Origin of the sequence: uncultured Friedmanniella sp. (assembly GCF_964244005.1) — a bacterium.
In the GTDB taxonomy this organism is placed as follows: Bacteria; Actinomycetota; Actinomycetes; order Propionibacteriales; family Propionibacteriaceae; genus Microlunatus.
In genome coordinates this window covers 101,794-118,929 of sequence record NZ_CAXTHG010000012.1, presented here as the reverse complement: position 1 = coordinate 118,929, position 17,136 = coordinate 101,794, and the positions used below count along the sequence as shown (strand labels likewise).

General features: G+C 68.9%; 11 protein-coding genes and 1 pseudogene. 9 read left to right on the top strand and 3 right to left on the bottom strand.

All coding sequences use genetic code 11. The annotated features are described in order from the left end of the window. Positions 1–453: 453 nt before the first annotated feature. From ACFE76_RS10005 to ACFE76_RS09980, 6 genes are all read left to right on the top strand, one after another. Positions 454–816 (top strand): hypothetical protein, encoded by a 363-nt coding sequence (locus ACFE76_RS10005; RefSeq protein ID WP_375431603.1) that lies wholly within the window; start codon positions 454–456, stop codon positions 814–816. A 1,614-nt stretch (positions 817–2,430) separates the two neighbouring features. Then, on the top strand, positions 2,431–3,543 hold the full coding sequence (locus tag ACFE76_RS10000; RefSeq protein WP_375431602.1) for a glycosyltransferase: 1,113 nt from the start codon (positions 2,431–2,433) through the stop codon (positions 3,541–3,543). Between the two features lie 359 nt (positions 3,544–3,902). Continuing rightward, a complete protein-coding gene (locus ACFE76_RS09995; protein WP_375431601.1) occupies positions 3,903–4,739 on the top strand; it encodes a MerR family transcriptional regulator in 837 nt (278 codons plus the stop codon). Between the two features lie 408 nt (positions 4,740–5,147). Further along, positions 5,148–5,360 carry a hypothetical protein gene (locus ACFE76_RS09990; RefSeq protein ID WP_375431600.1) on the top strand — a complete coding sequence of 71 codons (213 nt, stop codon included), beginning with the start codon at positions 5,148–5,150 and terminating at the stop codon, positions 5,358–5,360. Beyond that, entirely contained in the window at positions 5,347–6,618 is a 1,272-nt protein-coding gene (locus tag ACFE76_RS09985; protein WP_375431599.1) for a type II toxin-antitoxin system HipA family toxin, read from the top strand. Before ACFE76_RS09990 ends, ACFE76_RS09985 begins: the two co-directional genes overlap by 14 nt. 340 nt (positions 6,619–6,958) lie before the next feature. Further along, complete coding sequence (locus ACFE76_RS09980; RefSeq protein ID WP_375431598.1) at positions 6,959–8,530, top strand: FAD-dependent oxidoreductase; 1,572 nt, start codon at positions 6,959–6,961, stop codon at positions 8,528–8,530. Positions 8,531–8,552: 22 nt separating this feature from the next. On the opposite strand, the gene ACFE76_RS09975 is transcribed toward ACFE76_RS09980, so the two are convergent. After that, positions 8,553–10,046, bottom strand: coding sequence for a phytoene desaturase family protein (locus ACFE76_RS09975; RefSeq protein WP_375431597.1), 1,494 nt, complete (start codon positions 10,044–10,046; stop codon positions 8,553–8,555). Next, positions 10,043–10,738 carry a carotenoid biosynthesis protein gene (locus ACFE76_RS09970; RefSeq protein ID WP_375431596.1) on the bottom strand — a complete coding sequence of 232 codons (696 nt, stop codon included), beginning with the start codon at positions 10,736–10,738 and terminating at the stop codon, positions 10,043–10,045. The genes ACFE76_RS09975 and ACFE76_RS09970 overlap by 4 nt, the downstream gene beginning before the upstream one ends. A gap of 17 nt (positions 10,739–10,755) precedes the next feature. On the opposite strand from ACFE76_RS09970, the pseudogene ACFE76_RS09965 reads away from it, so the two are divergent. Next, positions 10,756–11,592 (top strand): annotated as a pseudogene (locus tag ACFE76_RS09965) (prenyltransferase); the annotation flags it as partial. Positions 11,593–11,768: 176 nt separating this feature from the next. On the opposite strand, the gene ACFE76_RS09960 reads toward ACFE76_RS09965, so the two are convergent. Next, positions 11,769–12,056 carry a DUF1330 domain-containing protein gene (locus ACFE76_RS09960; RefSeq protein WP_375431595.1) on the bottom strand — a complete coding sequence of 96 codons (288 nt, stop codon included), beginning with the start codon at positions 12,054–12,056 and terminating at the stop codon, positions 11,769–11,771. A 444-nt stretch (positions 12,057–12,500) separates the two neighbouring features. Between ACFE76_RS09960 and ACFE76_RS09955 the strand changes: the two genes are divergently transcribed. Both ACFE76_RS09955 and ACFE76_RS09950 read left to right on the top strand, forming a co-directional pair. After that, complete coding sequence (locus ACFE76_RS09955) at positions 12,501–13,904, top strand: 3' terminal RNA ribose 2'-O-methyltransferase Hen1 (protein WP_375431594.1); 1,404 nt, start codon at positions 12,501–12,503, stop codon at positions 13,902–13,904. Then, complete coding sequence (locus ACFE76_RS09950; RefSeq protein ID WP_375431593.1) at positions 13,901–16,453, top strand: polynucleotide kinase-phosphatase; 2,553 nt, start codon at positions 13,901–13,903, stop codon at positions 16,451–16,453. Before ACFE76_RS09955 ends, ACFE76_RS09950 begins: the two co-directional genes overlap by 4 nt. Positions 16,454–17,136 lie beyond the last annotated feature (683 nt).

The following is a 17,136-nucleotide window of genomic DNA, read 5'->3' as shown; positions in this document are numbered from 1 at the left end:
TCAGCGAACTGGCTGATGCGGGCCCGTGCCGTCACCCTGACCGGGGTGGCGGCGTAGCGCCAGCCTGCCCGAAACCGCCCAAAACGGTCCGAACCGGACTTGAAGGGGCGGCACCAGCCCCCCTCCCGGCTGTCCACAGCCGCCCAGGCCTGCTGCAGCCACGTCCCAACGGAATGGCGCAATGATCAGCGCTTCCCTAGTCGCTGTCCCACGTGCCCCTTGACCTTCCTTGCGGCGCCACAAGCTACGCCGATTGTCGTCGACACCGATAGCAGGTCGTCCGCTGACGTGCTCCGCACGAGGGTCCTCCACTGACGTGCTCCGCACGGGGGTCGTCCATCGGTCGTGCTCCGCACGAGGGTCGGCCACTGGTCGTGCTCCGCACGAGGGTCGGCTTTCGGCGAGCGCCCCGTAAATGTTCCCAACGAGGAGTCGCTAACTCAAGATGGTCAGGTGAAAAAGCATCGCGATCCCCACCACCGCCAGCCGCGCTGGGAGCGGAAAGAGCCGGGCGGGGCGCGGCTCATCGCTGCTGATGGCGCCGAGTTCGCCTTCGTCGACCAGCTCGACAGGGTCGAGGTCGAGCGCCTGCTGACTCTTCAGGAGCTCGATGCGGTCCGCGTCCAATGCGGTGGGGGCGTTGCGAGCTGGGTCGGCCCGGCCGACGCGCGGCGCTTGTGGCTCGAGGTCGAGCCTGATCTTGAGGACATCGAAGGGTGGCTACCACCTTCGGATGCACCTGGCAGTCAGCCTTATCGAGCAGAGCTATGGCAAGCACAGAACGGCCGCCACGCCTTCGTGTTCATCAACGAGTAGCCGCGCATCCATCAGAAGCGTGCTTCTCAAGAGCAGCTGGGTTCGACCCGCACGACGGTCGGACACTGACGTGCTCCGCACGACGGTCGGCGACTGCGCCCCTCAAAAGCAACGGCTGTGCCATTCTTAGAGCCTGGAGGTCAGGCGATGAGATGGTTCGTAGCAGCCGTGGTCGCCTTCGGCTTGCTCGCGAGCAGTGGCTGCGCCAGCTTCGGAACCGGCGCAGACCGTTGCAGCTTCCCCGCTTCGGCGTCAGACGCCTTCCCAAGCACGACGCTCGAGGATTGGGTGACCTACGGCGACCATGCTGCGGTCGTACGCGGTGTGGACGAGTTGGACCAGAACGGTCGCGAAGTAGTTCGACTGCGATGGGAGCGCACGCTTTGGTCTCGTCCGCAGGCCCCCGCCCCGGCTCCAGCCGAGACGTTCTCGTCCAACAGCCGGAGCTACAACTCAGCCGCGGCTGAGCCTGACCACCAGTACCTGCTGGTAGGTGCCTGGTGGGATGCCCAGCAGAACGGACAACCCAGCTACGTCCACCTCGAGCTGCTTGCCTTCGACGACGGTGTGGTCGGGCGCGGGAGCGCAGGATGCAAGCCACGGCCGGCCGACAAGGACACCGGTCGCGCGGCTTTATGGGGACAGGGCGAGCCGGCTGTCGTCGACCTGCTGAACCGCACTCCAGCTGACCCTGAAGCGTCCAAGTTCATGGCCATCGGACCAGACGCACGCTGGCAACGAGTAGCCGCGGACCGCTAGGAGGGTGGTGTCGAACGGCGGGCGTAGCGAGCAGGTGCCCGGGTACGTGCCGGGCAAGGCGCCGGAGGAGTCGGATAGCGGGGTTCTCTCCGCGACGACGGCAACGAAGACCGGTGCGTGCCCGGGTGCCGCGCAGTAGGTCGGCGTTTGACACCACCCTCCTAGGCCGAGACCACCCCGAGCTCAAGGCAAAAGGGTCCAGCACTGCGCGCGTTCCTCACGACCACCCCTAGACGCGCCCGGCCTCTGACAGAGGACGCACGGCTCGACATCACCCACAGTGAGCGCTAGCGACGTCCGCACGAGGGTCGTCCACTGTCGTGCTCCGCACGAGGGTCGTCCACTGTCGTGCTCCGCACGGGGGTCCTCCACTGGTCGTGCTCCGCACGGGGGTCGCTTGCGGCACAGGCATTGAGGGTTGAAACCTTGGCTAAGACTAGTCCGAGTAAGGCCAGTTGACGCTGACGTTCCCGATATAGACCGGCTCGAGGACTGGCAAATCCGGGCGAACACGACCTCGAGAAACAATGGACAGGGCCGATTCAACGGCGAGCCACCACGAGCGTCATCGTCTGCCGGCCCGACCAGGGTGGCGAGTCGGTCTGCGAGGGTGCCGTGCGGCTCGTTCAATTTCACACTTGGGCCTGTGAACGGGGCCTCCCAAGGCTCACACTGAGCCACGGCTTCGGCGTCTTCTTCACCGCCACTGCATGGAAAGATCCGAGCCGAAGGACTGCGGGTGTCCGGTCCTAGGTCTCTCCTACCGGACCTGTTCTGCCTGTCGACACGGCGTGCCCTGGAGAGAAGAATCAGCACTGATGCGACCCGGCCCGCCGGGAGCGGGAGGAGGGGGCGGTGCACGCTTTGTTCGTGGTGCTCGACGCAGGCGGCAACGTCCCGCCGGCGCTGGCGATCGCCCGCGCTCTGCTTCGGCGGGGCACGGCGGTGACCGTGCTCGCCCCGCCTGCGCTCGAGCCGCGGATCTTGGCTGCCGGGCTGCAGTTCGCACGGTTTCGCAGTGGCCGCTTCTATGATCCGCGGCAGCAGCGCTCGACGCTCGGCGGGCTGAGGGACTTCCTGAGCGCGGCCGGAGACCGGGGAACCGGAGCCGACGCGCTGGCCGTCGCTCAGGAGGTCGGCGCCGGCGTGGTGGTGATGGACTTCCTGCTGACGGGTGCGATGGCGGCGGTTGGCCGGTCCGATGTTCCTCTTGTGTCACTGGTACACACACCGGACCGATACGCCTCGGCGATGCCACGAAGCCTGGTTGGGGTGCTGCTGCGGCTACGCGGACTGGACCTCGCCCGCGTCCAGTCCGCGGCCGACCTCCGGCTCGTCCTCTCCCGTCCCGACCTGGACCGGATCGGGACGGCGCCGGAGCGGTCACGCCAGACCGGTGTGGTGTGGGAGGGGCACCCCCAGCCGTCCGTGTCGGGCGAACCGGCCCGGATCCTGGTCAGCTTGAGCACTACGGCTTTCCCTCGTCAGGAGAGGACGCTGCAGACGGTGCTGGATGCTCTGGCCGAGCTGCCCGTGGAGGTGGTCGCTACGACGGGGCCAACGATGGACCCGGCAACCTTCTCCGCCCCAGCGAACGCGGCTGTGCACCGTTGGCTTGACCATGGCGTTGTGCTGCCCACGGCCTCACTGGTCGTCGGCCATGGCGGCTGGAGCACCACGACCCGCGCCCTCTCCTACGGTGTGCCGGTCCTGGTGATTCCCTCGCACCCGATGCTTGACCAGCCGCTCGTGGGCCGAGCCCTCGCTGACTCCGGCGTCGGGGACGTGCTGCCACGGGGCTCGTCAGCGGAGACAATCGCGGCGACCGTGCGGCGTCTGCTGGCCTCAGAACCTGTTCGGGCTGCGGCAACGAGACTCGGAGAGGACATCCGCCGACGCGACGGGGCCGAAGTCGCTGCCGACCTTGTCGAGATGGCTTGCCGGCCCGTGGACCGCAGCGAGGGGTGATCGCCGGCGGCCCCCGCCGCGCAGCTGCCCCCGTAGCGCAATGTCATCGTCTTGACCGTGCCCTCTCATCCGCCATGACCGGCACGGTCCCGGTACGACAGGGTGACGAAGACTGTCACCTGGCCGAGGACCATAAGAGTCTCCATCAGCTTCTCGGTCGGCTTGCCCGCGTCCCGCACGAGGGTCGTCTTCGGGGCACGGGAAGGCGTAGCCAATGAAGCGGGCGTGTCAAGGCGACAAACTACTAGTCAGCGACAACCTCGCTTCGTCGTCCCCCGAGCCACTCGAGCGGATTGGCGATGCGAAAGTGTCACCGACTTGGTTGACCTCGCCCCTGGGGCGAACCCCACAGTTGAGCTATGACCTCGGATCGCGCTTCGGATGGTGGCGAGCTGATGACTGCCGGCCGTTTCGCCTTGGCCACGATGCTGTCGGCCAAGGCGCTGCGTCTGTACGCAGACCGCAACCTGTTGCCGCCGCGGGTTGTAGACCCGGCGAACGGCTACCGCTACTACGGCGCCGACCAAGTCCGTACCGGCTGGCGGATCGCCCTGCTGCGCTCGGCAGAGCTGTCACTCGACGAGATCGCCGGCATCGTCGGCGCCTCCGCCGCGGACGGACCGGAGCTGCTCGAGCGCGCCGCCGACGCCGCGCAGCGGCGAGCCGAGGGAACCCAGACCGTGCTCACCAGAGCCCGGCTCACCTTGAGAGGCGAACCCAGCATGACCGAACCGACCACCCGGGTCGAGAGTGACCGCCCAGTGCTCAGCGTGCTGCGCCGTATGAGGCCTGACGAGATGGACATCGTGATCACCGAGCAGGTCGACAGGCTGCGCAGCATCGCTGCCAAAGCTGGTCTGACGGTAACCGGTCCTTCGTTCGGTATCTTCCACGCGCCGATCACTGACGAGTCCAACGGTCCGCTAGAGATCACGCTCCCGGTCGACGGCCTCACCGAGCCCGCGGACGGCGACGTGCGCAGCTACCGGCTGGGCGGCGGTCCGGTCGCCGAGCGTCTCGCGGAGGGGAAGGAAACGGACTTTCCCCAGATACTCGCCCTCTACGACGAGGTCCACGCCTGGATGACCTCAAGCGGTCGTACGTCGGTCGGGCCGCCCAGGGAGATCTGGCACAACGCACCATCCGACCCAGAGCCGCTGCGGCTCACCATCTCCTGGCCGTACACCTCCGCCTAATCGTGCCGCTCTGGCGCCCCGAACATGTGCCCCACGACCTGGGGCGCCGCCCTCATGTCCTCGCGAGTAGCCCGCCGGACTTATAGATCATCCATTCGACGCGACTGCCAGCGGCTGCCAGCGCGAGCTTGGTGCGACTCCGGACCGTTCCATCCCGGTGGTCGTTCCCTGTCCGACGCGCAGCTTGAGGGGTGTCCAGGATTAGGCCTCTACTTGCCTACCGGACGCCTGCAATAGAACGTAGACATAGATCTATTGGATCCATCTTATTGGGGGTGCCCAGTGTCGAAGCGAGCGGTAGCGGTGTCCCGTGCGTCACGCGATGCGTTGGTCGTCCTGGGTGGGCAGATCAAGCGGGCCCGGATCGAGCGGCGGTGGTCCCAGACTGATCTCGCTGCCCGGATCGGAGTGGACTTCAAGACGCTGGCGGCGGAGAAGGGGTCTCCGAACGTGGCCATCGGGACCGTGTTCAACGCCGCGTTCACCGTCGGCGTTGACCTGTTCGGGCTCGACGGCGACGACCTGGCATTGGCACGACGTCGCGGCGAGGAGACGCTGGCACTACTGCCTAAGTACTCCCGCACCGTCGGTCGCAAGGACGAGAACGATGACGATTTCTGACGCGGCGGCTCGGTCGCGCTACGCGCCTACCAGAGCGTTTGTCTGGATCTGGCTCCCGGGCGCCGCAGAGCCCGTCGTGGCTGGGCAGCTCCTCGTAGACGATGGGCAGCACCGCTTTATCTACGGCCGCAGCTACCTGGACAACTCGGCGGCGATCAGCCTGTACGGCCCTGAACTCCCGTTGGTACCTGGGTGGCAGGACCCTCCCGAGGGGCTCCTGATGGCGGGTTGTCTTTGGGACGCGAGCCCTGACTCCTACGGTCAGCGCGTCATCGACGTCCGCCTCGCCGGTATGAGGTTCGGTGACGCTGCTGACCTCGCCGAGCCGAGTAAGCTGACCTACCTGCTGGAGTCTGGGTCCGACCGGATCGGCGCACTGGACTTTCAGGGCAGCGCCACCGAGTACGTGCCCCGGGCCGAAGAAGCAACCCTCGATGAGCTTCACGCTGTCGCGCAGTCGCTGGAACGCGGCGACCTGTCCGCAGCGCTGACGAATGCCTTCGTTGACGCAACAGCCGTCGGCGGAGCCCGGCCGAAGGTCCTCGTCCAGGACAACGACTCGTCGTGGATCGCGAAGCTGTCGACGTCAGTGGACCCATACCCCGTCGTCAAGGCGAAGGTGTCGCCATGGCGTTTAGCCAGCCTCGTGGGCCTCGAGGTGCCCAGGACTCAGGTGACCCGTTCACTGGGTCGCGACGTCCTGCTCGTCGAGCGCTTCGATCGACCCGGCCGCGGACGCCGTCGCATGATGGTCTCCGCGCTCACGATGCTCGGGTTTGGCGACTTCCTCGGCGCCAGGTACTCCTCCTACGTCGAGCTACTCGACGTTCTGCGGCGGAACGGACGCTACGGCGAGAAGGCCGGCCGGGAGATGTTCGAGCGCATCGTGTTCAACATCGCCATTGGCAACACCGACGACCACGCCCGCAACCATGCGGCCTTCTGGGACGGCGAACGGCTCGAGCTCACGCCCGCATACGACCTCTGCCCGCAGCTCCGGTCAGGAACCGAGGCTCGTCAAGCTATGGACATCACTGCTGACGGGAAACGCGACAGTCAGTTCGCCGTCTGCGTCGCCGCGGCAGCGTCCTACGGGCTGTCCAAGCAGGACGCGCGAGAGATCGTCGATCGGCAGGTGTCGATCATCCGCGAGAGCTGGAAGGGTGTCGCGGACGAAGTCGCGTTGACCGAAGATGAGCGCAACCTGCTGTGGGGGCGTCAGTTCCTCAACGACTACGCGTTCTACGGCTACCGCTGACCCTCGACGTTCAGGCTTTGACGGCGCGGCCCACCCGTCAGCGCTAGGGAAGACCGAGAGAGAAGATGGGCGCTGCCCTGCTCACGCTTGCACCCACGGCGGCAGCGTTGTCGAGTTCTCGATCCAGGGCTGCTCGGCCCGTGTGCGGCTCGGTGGATGGTGGCTCCAACTCGCACCGGGTACCTGCGGAGCCGCTGGCTATAGTCGAGCCGCCGCTCGAAGCCTTCGTCGGCAGAAGGAGTCGGTGACGGATGTCGAACCCCGCACTCGCGCTTGTCACGCCCATCGTCGTCGGTCTCACCACGTCGATGTCCGCGCACGTGACCAGCAGATCTAGCCGATGAAGCAGGCCTGGCTCCCTGGGCGTGACCACAAGGCTGTCCGCCACCCCGGCGACCCCGGCGCCCTACGCCCTTCCCCCAACCAGCCAGAGCCCTCTGCCCTCGTCCTCGGCGGCGGTATCGCGGGCCTCGCGGCAGCCGTCGCCCTCGCCGAGCGCGGCGTGAAAGTCACTCTCGTCGAGCGCGAAGCGCAGCTGGGCGGCCGCGTCCGCTCCTGGCCCGTCGCCCACGACACCGCCGGCGACACGCAGGTCACGATGAGCCGCGGCTTCCACGCCTTCTTCCGGCAGTACTACAACCTCCGCGCTCTGCTGCGTCGCGTGGACCCAGCCCTGGAGGGCCTGACGGCCGTCGAGGACTACCCGCTGGTCCTCGCGGGCGGCCACCGCGACTCCTTCGCCAGCGTCCCCAGGACACCGCCGCTCAACATGGCGGCCTTCGTCGCCCAGAGCCCCAGCTTCCGCGCGGCCGACCTAGCGACCATCGACAAGGAGGCGGTCTGGGAGCTGCTCGACGTCGACTTTCCCGCCACCTTCTCCGCCCACGACGGCGAGAGCGCCGCGGAGTTCCTCGACCGGCTCGGCTTCCCCAGCGCCGCCCGGCACTTGGCGCTGGAGGTTTTTGCCCGCAGCTTCTTCGCCTCTCCTGAGGAGTTCTCGGCCGGCGAGCTCGTCGGCATGTTCCACAGCTACTTCCTCGGCTCGTCTGAGGGCCTGCTCTTCGACGTCCCGGTCGACGACTACGACACCGTCTTCTGGGCGCCGCTCGGCCGCTACCTGGAGCGGCTCGGCGTCGAGGTCCGGACGGGTGAGTCCGTCCAGAGCCTCGACCCGAGAAGTGGGCACGAGCAGCTCGAGGTCACGACCGACACCGGCACCCTCACCGCCGACACGGTGGTCCTCGCGACCGACCTCCGCACCACCCGCCGCCTGGTCGAGGCGACTCACGACGGTCTGGAGGATCCCGACTGGCGGGGCCGGATCGCCGAGACGCAGAACGCCCCGCGGTTTGCCGTCTGGCGCCTGTGGCTCGACCGCCGCGTGGACGCCGAGCGGCCGGCCTTCCTCGGGACCAGCGGTTACGGCCCCATGGACAACATCACGGTGCTCGAGCGCTTCGAGGCCGGCGCCCGACGCTGGTCGGACGCGCACAACGCCTCCGTCGTCGAGGTGCACGCCTACGCGCTGCAGCCCGAGGACGGCGACGACGAGCAGGTCCGGCGCACCCTGCGGGCCGAGCTGGCCCGGGTCTACCCCGAAACCGCCGACGCGCAGGTGGTCGTCGATGAGTGGCTGGTGGAGGACGACTGCCCGCTGGTCGGCACCAGTCCGTGGCTGCGCCGCCCGGAGGTGGCGACGCCTGACCCACGGCTCGTGCTGGCCGGCGACGGCATCCGGTGCGACTACCCCGTGGCCCTGATGGAACGCGCGGCAACCACCGGCTTCCTGGCCGCCAACCAGCTGCTCGCCCTCTGGGGGCTCGCGGGCCACGACCTGTGGACCGTCCCGACGAGCACCCGGCAACCAGCCCTCCTGCGCGCCAAGACTCTGCTCAACCGCGTCAGCGCCTGAGACGCCGAGGGGCGCGAAGTCCTCAGACCGGCAGTGGCCCGCTGCTCGTGTCGCCGATGATCCGCTTGTACGCCAGCTCGGCCGAGATCAGGCAGATCGGCATCCCGATCCCCGGATTGGTGCTGGCGCCCACGTAGTAGAGGTTCGACAGCTTCTTGCTGATGTTGTTCGGCCGGAACGCCGTCTGCTTCATCGTGTGGGCCAGCCCCAGCGCCGAGCCGCCGTAGGCGTTGTAGTCGGCCGTGAAGTCCCGCGAGGTGTAGGTGCGCTCGAAGACGATCCGGGACTCGAGGTCGGGGACGTCGAAGTCAGCCGCCAGCAGGTCCAGCGCCTTGCGGCGGTAGGTGACGATGTCGGCGTCGGTCATGGACAGCCCCGGCGCGACCGGCACCAGCACGAACAGGTTCTCGTGGCCCTCGGGCGCCGTCGTCGGGTCGGTCCGGCTGGGCGCGCAGACGTAGTAGGACGGGTCGTCGGGCCAGGCCGGGTCGTCGAAGATCTGCCCGAAGCTGCGCTTCCAGTCCTGCCCGAAGGCGAGGTTGTGGTGCGTCAGGCTCGGCACCCGCCCCTCCAGCCCCAGGTAGAGGATGAACGCGCTCGGCGCCAGCGTCTTCTTCGCCCAGTAGCGGGCCGAGTAGGTCCGCGCCTCCTCAGGCAGCAGTGCGGTCTCGGTGTGCGCCATGTCCGCGTTGGAGATGACCAGGTCGGCCCGGAGCTCCTCCCCCGACGCCAGCCGCACGCCGGACGCCCGCCCGTGGTCGGTGAGAATCTGCGCCGCCGCCGCCTCGGTGCGGTAGGTGACGCCGTGCTTGGCGCCGATCGCTGCCAGCGCCCGGATGATCGAGTAGATGCCGCCCTGGGGGTAGAAGACGCCCATGTTGAAGTCGATGTGGCTCATGATGTTGTAGAGCGCCGGGGTGTTGTACGGCGAGGAGCCGAGGAAGACCAGCTGGTACTCGAGGATCTTCTGCACGGCGTCGGTGGAGAACGTGCGGCCGATGTACTTGTGCATGTTCTCGAAGACGTGCAGCTGCCGGCCCTGCACCGCGGTCTTGCGGTCGATGAAGTCGAAGAAGCTGTCGTGGTTGCGGTACATGAACTGGTCGATGGCGATGGCGTACTGCTCCGCCGAGCTCTCCAGGTAGTTCCGCAGCGCTTGGCCGCTGCCCGGCTCCAGGCGCTCGAAGGTCTCGACGTCACGGTCGAGGTCGGAGTACATGTCGACCTCGAGGTCGGTGCCGCGGAAGGCGATCCGGTACGAGGGGTCGAGCCGGTGCAGCTCCAGGTGGTCCTCGACGCGCTCGCCGAGCAGGGCGAAGAAGTGCTCGAAGACGTCCGGCATCAGGTACCAGGACGGCCCCATGTCGAAGCGGAAGCCGTCGGCCTCGAAGTAGTTGGCCCGGCCCCCGAGCAGCGCGTTCTTCTCCAGCACGGTGACCTCGTAACCGTGCTTGCCCAGCAGGGCCGCACTCCCCAGGCCCCCGATGCCGCCGCCGATGACCAGTGCTGTGCTCACGGGGCGCGACGATAGCCGGGCGACAAAGCCACGACGGTGACGACGCCGACGAGCGCCGCGAGCCACTGCCCGCTCCAGGCGTTGACCGCCGTCCAGAAGACCAGCACCAGCCACAGGTTACGGACGAGCAGGCCGGGCAGCGGCCGCGGCAGCCGGCGCAGCGCCAGCACCGCGATGCCGCCGGACACCACCCAGCCGAGGAAGTTCACCAGCGGGACCCCGTAGTAGCGGCCCGGGTCGTCCCAGGCCCAGAAGCCGAGGCTCACCGCGGCCGGATCGAGCACGAGGTCGCAGACGACGACGAGCACGACCGCCTGCCACGCCCGCCGGGTGCAGGCGAGGCTGCCGAGCAGCAGCGGCGTCCAGGCCAGCAGCACCGTCGGCGGCGCCAGCCCGAACATCGGCGGGCCCAGCAGCCCGCTGTAGGAGAACCGTCCGTACGGCACCCCGGTGGCGACGGCGACCGACTCGAAGACCAGGGCGTAGAGCCCCAGCCCGAGCAGCAGCGCGGCGCCCCGCCGGGCGCCCAGCCAACGAAGAGCGCCGGCGATCACCGGCGCCGAGAACAGCAGGATGGCCAGCGCGGAGACCCACCACCAGCGCGGCTGGAGCGGCGCTCGGACCAGCCCTCCGGCCGCAGCCACCAGCAGGGCGGCCAGCAGCCAGCGATGACGCCGGAAGGCTTTGTCCACGCCGCCTAGCATGGCGGTCGATGCGCCACCTGCTCCGGGTGTCTCGGCCCCGATTCTGGATGTACCTGCTCGGGCCCTACCTGGTGGCCCTCGCGGCGACGTCGCTCCGCCCACCCGTCGAGGTCTGGCTGCTGGGGCTGTACCTGACGCTGCCGGCCAACCTGCTGATCTACGGCGTCAACGACCTGTTCGACGTCGAGACCGACCGGCTGAACCCGAAGAAGCGCGACTACGAGAACCTGCTGCGCACCGAACAGCGCCGCAGCCTCGTCATCGCGATCCTGGTCCTGAACGTACCGTTCATCGTCCTGGTACCTTTCCTGCCCAACGCCTGGCCCTGGCTGCTGCTCTTCCTCATCACCGGGATCGGATATTCGGTGCCGCCGCTGCGGGCCAAGGGCCGGCCCGTCGTCGACGCGGCGTTTAACATCCTGTATATCGCCCCCGGCCTCGCCGCCTACGCCACCGTCAGCGGCAGCCAGCCCCCGCTGCCCGTGCTGGTCGCGGCCCTGCTGTGGTGCATGGCCATGCACGCCTACTCCGCCGTCCCCGACATCGCCGCCGACCGCGCCGCTGACGTCGCCACGGTCGCCACCCACTTCGGCCGGGTCCGGACCCTGCTGCTCTGCGGGCTCGCCTACGCGCTCGCCGCCGTGCTGGCCTTCCCCTCGGTCGGCCCCTTCGCGGTGCTGGGAGGGCTGGCCTACCTCGTCATGATCACCCTCTCCCTGCGCAGCCGTGGACCCGAGCAGCTGTTCGCGCTCTACAGCCGCTTCCCCGTGATCAACACCGCGTTGGGCGGGGCGCTCTTCGTGCTCACCGGGCTGCAGCAGTCCACCTGGCCCTTCGACTGACCCGGTGTCCGGGCGGCTGACTGACGGACCCCTCGCCCACTGAGCGCCACTCGTCAGGCTGCGGAGACACTGTTCAGCACCTGAGCAACGCAGGTGTCGAGCGGTTTCTCTGTCCTCCCGCGACGCTGCTGTCCGGCGGCGAACTCGGTCTGACCGGATGGTCACACCCCGATGAGCTAGAGCGCGGGCATGATTCGCATGTCGCGCCGGGCCCCGCCGTCGAGGGCGGCCAGGGCCTCCTGGTAGGCGGGGCTGTCGTGGGCGGCGCGGGCCGCCTCGACGGAGTCGAAGACGATCAGCACCGTGCGGGTGGACTCGCCGGCCTCGTACGTCTGCTCGGGCAGCCCGCGGGCGACGAACGTTCCGCCCGCCGCTTCCAGCGCGGGTCGAGCAAGCTGCGCGTACGCGTCGACCTTGCCCTGGTCGAAGACTTCCTGGTACACGCTGATCCAGTAGGCGGTCATGCGGCCATTCTGTACGACTGGCGCGGATGAGACACCGGTGGTGGCGGGGCGCGGCCCAGGATCGGTGTTCCTCGTCGGCAGGCGGGTTCCGCGTGCGCCACCGGCCGACGGTTGGGAGCCGACACCACCGACAGCGTCGCCGATCTGGTGCAGTCGACGTTCACCAGTGAGACCTACACCTTGAGCGGAAAGCCCTGGCGCAGGGTCCTCACCATCACCGCACCGTCCGACCTACTCCCGCTATCACGCTGGGCGAAACACGCAGGGACTCGTACGGCTAGCTTCGAGTGCCGCGGGTCCCGACTCTCGACAGGCTGAGGACGATAACCGTTCTGTCGTCGGTCGGCGCTCGGCGCACCCCGTGCGACGTTCTTGGTGGACTTCGGACGTGCCTACCGCCTTCGAGCCGGTCGAGAGGGCTTCAGGGGAGGCAGACTGGCCCTTGTGCTGCTGACCTTGTCGACGTCGATGCCCAACCCGGCCGACCTGGGGTTCCTGCTGCACAAGCATCCGGGGCGTGCTCAGTCGTTCGACCTCTCGACCGGAACCGTGCACGTGCTGTGGCCAGAAGTCACGGACGAGCAAAGCACGGTGGCGGTGCTGCTCGAGGTCGACCCGGTGGCCCTGGTCCGCGGCAGGAGCGGGCGCGGTGACTCGGGCTTCTCGCTGTCGCAGTACGTCAACGACCGGCCGTACGCGGCGTCGTCGATGTTGTCGGTGGCGTTGGGCAAGGTGTTTCGAACGGCGATGACTGGCCGCTGCGATGCGCGGCCCGAGCTGGCCGGCCAGGCGGTCCCGCTCAAGGTGCACGTACCTGCCCTGCCGACCCGTGGTGGCGCCGAGCTGGTGGAGCGGCTGTTCGCGCCGCTGGGCTGGTCGGTGACCACCACCGCCATCGCCTTGGACGATCAGGTGCCGTCGTGGGGGGCCTCTCCGTACGTCGACCTCCGGCTGTCGGGGGTGTTGACGGTCGCCGATGCGTTGACGCAGCTGTACGTGCTGATGCCGGTCCTCGACGACACCAAGCACTACTGGGTGAGCACCGACGAGGTGGACAAGCTGATGCGGGCCGGCGGGGCCTGGCTGGCTGCCCATCCCGAGCGGGAGCTGATCACGAGCCGCTACCTCGGCCACCACCGCACGCTGGTCCAGGACGCAGTCAGTCGGCTCGCCGAGGTCGACGACACCGAGGTGGAGACGCTTGCGGACGGGCCAGCCGAGGAGGTGGAGGAGCGGCCGGCCCCGCTGGTGCAGCTACGGAAGGCGGCGGTGATCGCCGCGCTGCGGTCCGAGGGCGCGGCCACGGTGGTCGACCTCGGATGCGGGGAGGGAGCGTTGCTGCGCGAGCTGGTCGCGGACCCGGCGTTCACCAAGGTCATCGGCGTGGACGTGTCACACCGGGCGCTGGAGATCGCGACCCGACGCCTGCACCTGGACCGGATGCCGGACTCCCAGCGTGCCCGCCTCGAGCTCCTGCAGTCCTCGGCGACCTACCGCGACGACCGTCTCGCCGGTCACGACGCGGTGGTCTTGATGGAGGTCATCGAACACGTCGACCTGCCGCGACTGCCAGCCCTGGAGCGGACGGTCTTCGCTCACGCCCAACCGACGTCGGTGCTGGTCACCACGCCGAACGTCGAGCACAACGTCCGCTACCCGTCCCTGCCGGGAGGCACCATGCGACACCGAGACCACCGGTTCGAGTGGACGCGGCAGGAGTTCCAGGAGTGGGCCGGCACGACGGCTGCGTCGTACGGGTACGCCGTCAGGTTCGAACCGGTCGGTGAGGACGACCCCGAGGTGGGGCCGCCCACCCAGCTGGCCGTGTTCCGGAAGGTGGCCGGATGACCGAGCTCGCCATCCCGGAGCTGTCGTTGGTCTGCCTGGTCGGGGCCAGCGGGTCGGGCAAGTCGACGTTCGGCCGGGAGCACTTCGCCCCGTTCGAGGTGCTGTCGAGCGACTTCTGTCGGGGACTCGTCGCGGGTGACGAGAACGACCAGTCCGCGACGGCGGCCGCGTTCGACGTCCTGCACTACATCACCGGCCGCCGGCTCGACGGGGGTCACCTCACCGTCGTCGACGCCACGAACGTCCAGCCTGAGGCGCGCCGCACGCTCGTCGAGCTCGCCCGCGCGCACGACGTGCTGCCGGTCGCCATCGTGCTCGACCTGCCCGAACGCGTCTGCCTCGACCGCAACGCCGCCCGTCCGGACCGCGGCTTCGCCGACTCGGTCGTGAAGCGGCAGCGCGACCAGCTGCGGCGCTCGCTCCGTCATCTCGGCAAGGAAGGGTTTCGCAAGGTCCACGTCCTGCACAGCGAGCAGGAGGTCGCCGACGCCGTCATCGTCCGCGAGCGGCTGCTGAACGACTTCCGCCACGAAGAGGGACCGTTCGACGTGATCGGTGACGTCCACGGCTGCCGGGCGGAGCTGGAGGCGCTGCTGACCGAGCTCGGCTACACGCTGCTCCGTGACGAGCAGGGCCGGCCGGTCGACGCGTCGCACCCGGGGCGGCGCAAGGCCACGTTCGTCGGCGACCTGGTCGACCGCGGGCCAGACACGCCGGGCGTGCTACGGCTGGTCATGGGCATGGTCGCGGCCGGACACGCGCTGTGCGTGCCGGGCAACCACGAGAGCAAGCTCGTCCGCGCGCTGCAGGGCCGCGATGTCCAGGTCAGCCACGGTCTGGAGACCACGCTGTCCCAGCTGGCTGGGGAGCCGCCCGAGTTCCGTGCCCAGGTGCAGCAGTTCTGCTACGACCTGATCTCGCACCTCGTCCTCGACGGCGGCCGGCTGGTCGTCGCGCACGCCGGTCTCAAGCAGGCGTATCACGGCCGTGCCTCGGCCCGCGTCCGCAGCTTCGCGCTGTACGGCGACACCACGGGCGAGACCGACGAGTTCGGACTGCCGGTCCGCTATCCGTGGGCTGAGGAGTACCGGGGTACGGCGATGGTCCTCTACGGCCACACGCCGACCCCGGTAGCGGAGTGGGTCAACAACACGATGTGCCTGGACACCGGGTGCGTGTTCGGCGGCAGCCTCACCGCGCTCCGCTACCCGGAGAAGGAGGTCGTCTCAGTCCCGGCCCAACAGGTCTGGTACGAACCGGCCAAGCCGTTCCCCGTCCACGCCGTAGCCCCGGCCACAACCCGTGAGCCCGACGAGCTGACCATCACCGACGTGCTGGGCAAGCGCGGCGTCGACACCCGACTGGCCGGCCGGGTCACGGTCCGGGAGGAGAACGCGGCCGGGGCCCTGGAGGTGATGAGCCGCTTCGCGCTCGAGCCGCGGTGGCTGCTCTACCTCCCGCCCACCATGGCCCCGACCGCCACCACCGCCGACGGGAACCTGCTCGAGCACCCCGACACCGCCTTCGACTTCTACCGTCGCGGCGGGATCGAGCAGGTGATCTGCGAGGAGAAGCACATGGGCTCCCGCGCCGTCGTCCTGCTCTGCCGCAGCGCCGCGGTCGCCGCCCAGCGGTTCGGGGCCGGCCACGGCGCGTCCGGAGCCGTCTACACCCGCACCGGGCGGCCGTTCTTCCCGGCCGGCCAGACCGAGCAGCTGCTGGAGCTGCTACGCCAAGTCGTCGACGGCACCGGCCTCTGGGCCGAGCTGGACAGCGACTGGCTGCTGCTCGACGCCGAGCTGCTGCCCTGGTCGGTGAAGGCCGAAGACCTGCTCCGTCACCAGTACGCCGCCGTCGGAGCAGCCGCGCGGGCCGCGCTGCCCGCTGCGGTCGGTGTGCTTGAGGCCGCGGCCGCCCGTGGGATCGACGTCACCGACCTGCTCGACCGGACCGTCTCCCGCGCGAGCAACGCGCGGGCGTTCACCGAGAGCTACCGCCGCTACATCTGGCCCACGTCCGGGTTGGACGGGGTCCAGCTGGCGCCGTTCCAGCTGCTGGCCACCGAGGGGCGCACCTGGACCGACCACGACCACGGCTGGCACCTCGCTCTCGCCGACCGCCTCGCCCAGGTCGCGCCTGCGCTCGTCCGCCCGACCCGCCGCGTCCTGGCTGACACCACCGACCCCACCTCGACCGCTGCAGCGGTGACCTGGTGGGAGGACCTCACCGGCGGAGGCGGTGAAGGCATGGTCGTCAAACCTTTCGCCAACCTCGTGCAGACCGGCCGCGGCTACGCCCAACCCGGCATCAAGGTGCGCGGCCGGGAGTACCTGCGGATCATCTACGGTCCCGACTACACCGAACCGGCCAACCTGGAACGGCTGCGCGACCGCAACCTCGGTCACAAGCGGTCCCTCGCCAGCCGCGAGTACGCCCTCGGGATCGAGTCACTCGAACGTGCGGTCCAGCGCGAACCGCTGTGGCGCATCCACGAACCGGTCTTCGCCGTCCTCGCCCTCGAGTCCGAACCCGTCGACCCCCGTCTCTGACGCGGCGGAAGCATCGTTGCTGCTGACCTCCGCTCCGCGTCTCGTGACACGAAGGCGAACACCAACTCGTCCACGACATCCGCGGCCGTAGTGGGCTCGGCCTACGGCACATGCGCCGCGATGCCAAGGGGTGCGTGATCCCGCTACCCCGGGTCGGTCCCGTTCGCCAGTCGGGCTTTCGCGTCGTTTCGTGACTACCGGTGGCGCCAACGCTCGCGACGGTCAGGTTTCGTCATGACAGACCGTCCGGACTGGCGTACAACTGAAGTCCCAGAGACGGAAGGGGTCCCAGCGCGATGTCGGAAGGCAGAGGCCGCGCAGGTGGCGGGCGTGGGTACAGGCTCAAGCGCCTGGGAACCTTCGCTGCCTGTGCGAGCGCAGTAGCGATCCTGGCCTTCGGCATCCCGTCAGCTCAGCAGGCGCAGTTGGCCCACAGGTGCGCCGGGCAGGGAGGGCAGCTGAAGCAATCCGTGGAGGCGCTTGAACCGGTGCTCGCCGCTCGCACCGTCTACACCTGCTACAGCCCCGGTGGCCAGGTTCTCCAGACCTGGTGAGTCGAGGAGAACTCGGCGATTCGGCCAGTCGACACGACGGTTCAGAAGGACAACCGTTGGAGCGCGCGACCAGTGCCAGCCCACGTAGGCGGACGGCTGTGGGCAGGTCTGTGCCTCGCCGCGCCGCCG

Bases quoted from the DNA above. Each gene is read 5' to 3' on its own strand.
- ACFE76_RS09995 (WP_375431601.1), top strand. From the start codon at position 3,903: ATGACCTCGGATCGCGCTTCGGATGGTGGCGAGCTGATGACTGCCGGC.
- ACFE76_RS09985 (WP_375431599.1), top strand. From the start codon at position 5,347: ATGACGATTTCTGACGCGGCGGCTCGGTCGCGCTACGCGCCTACCAGA.
- ACFE76_RS09980 (WP_375431598.1), top strand. From the start codon at position 6,959: ATGAAGCAGGCCTGGCTCCCTGGGCGTGACCACAAGGCTGTCCGCCAC.
- ACFE76_RS09960 (WP_375431595.1), bottom strand. From the start codon at position 12,056: ATGACCGCCTACTGGATCAGCGTGTACCAGGAAGTCTTCGACCAGGGC.
- ACFE76_RS09950 (WP_375431593.1), top strand. From the start codon at position 13,901: ATGACCGAGCTCGCCATCCCGGAGCTGTCGTTGGTCTGCCTGGTCGGG.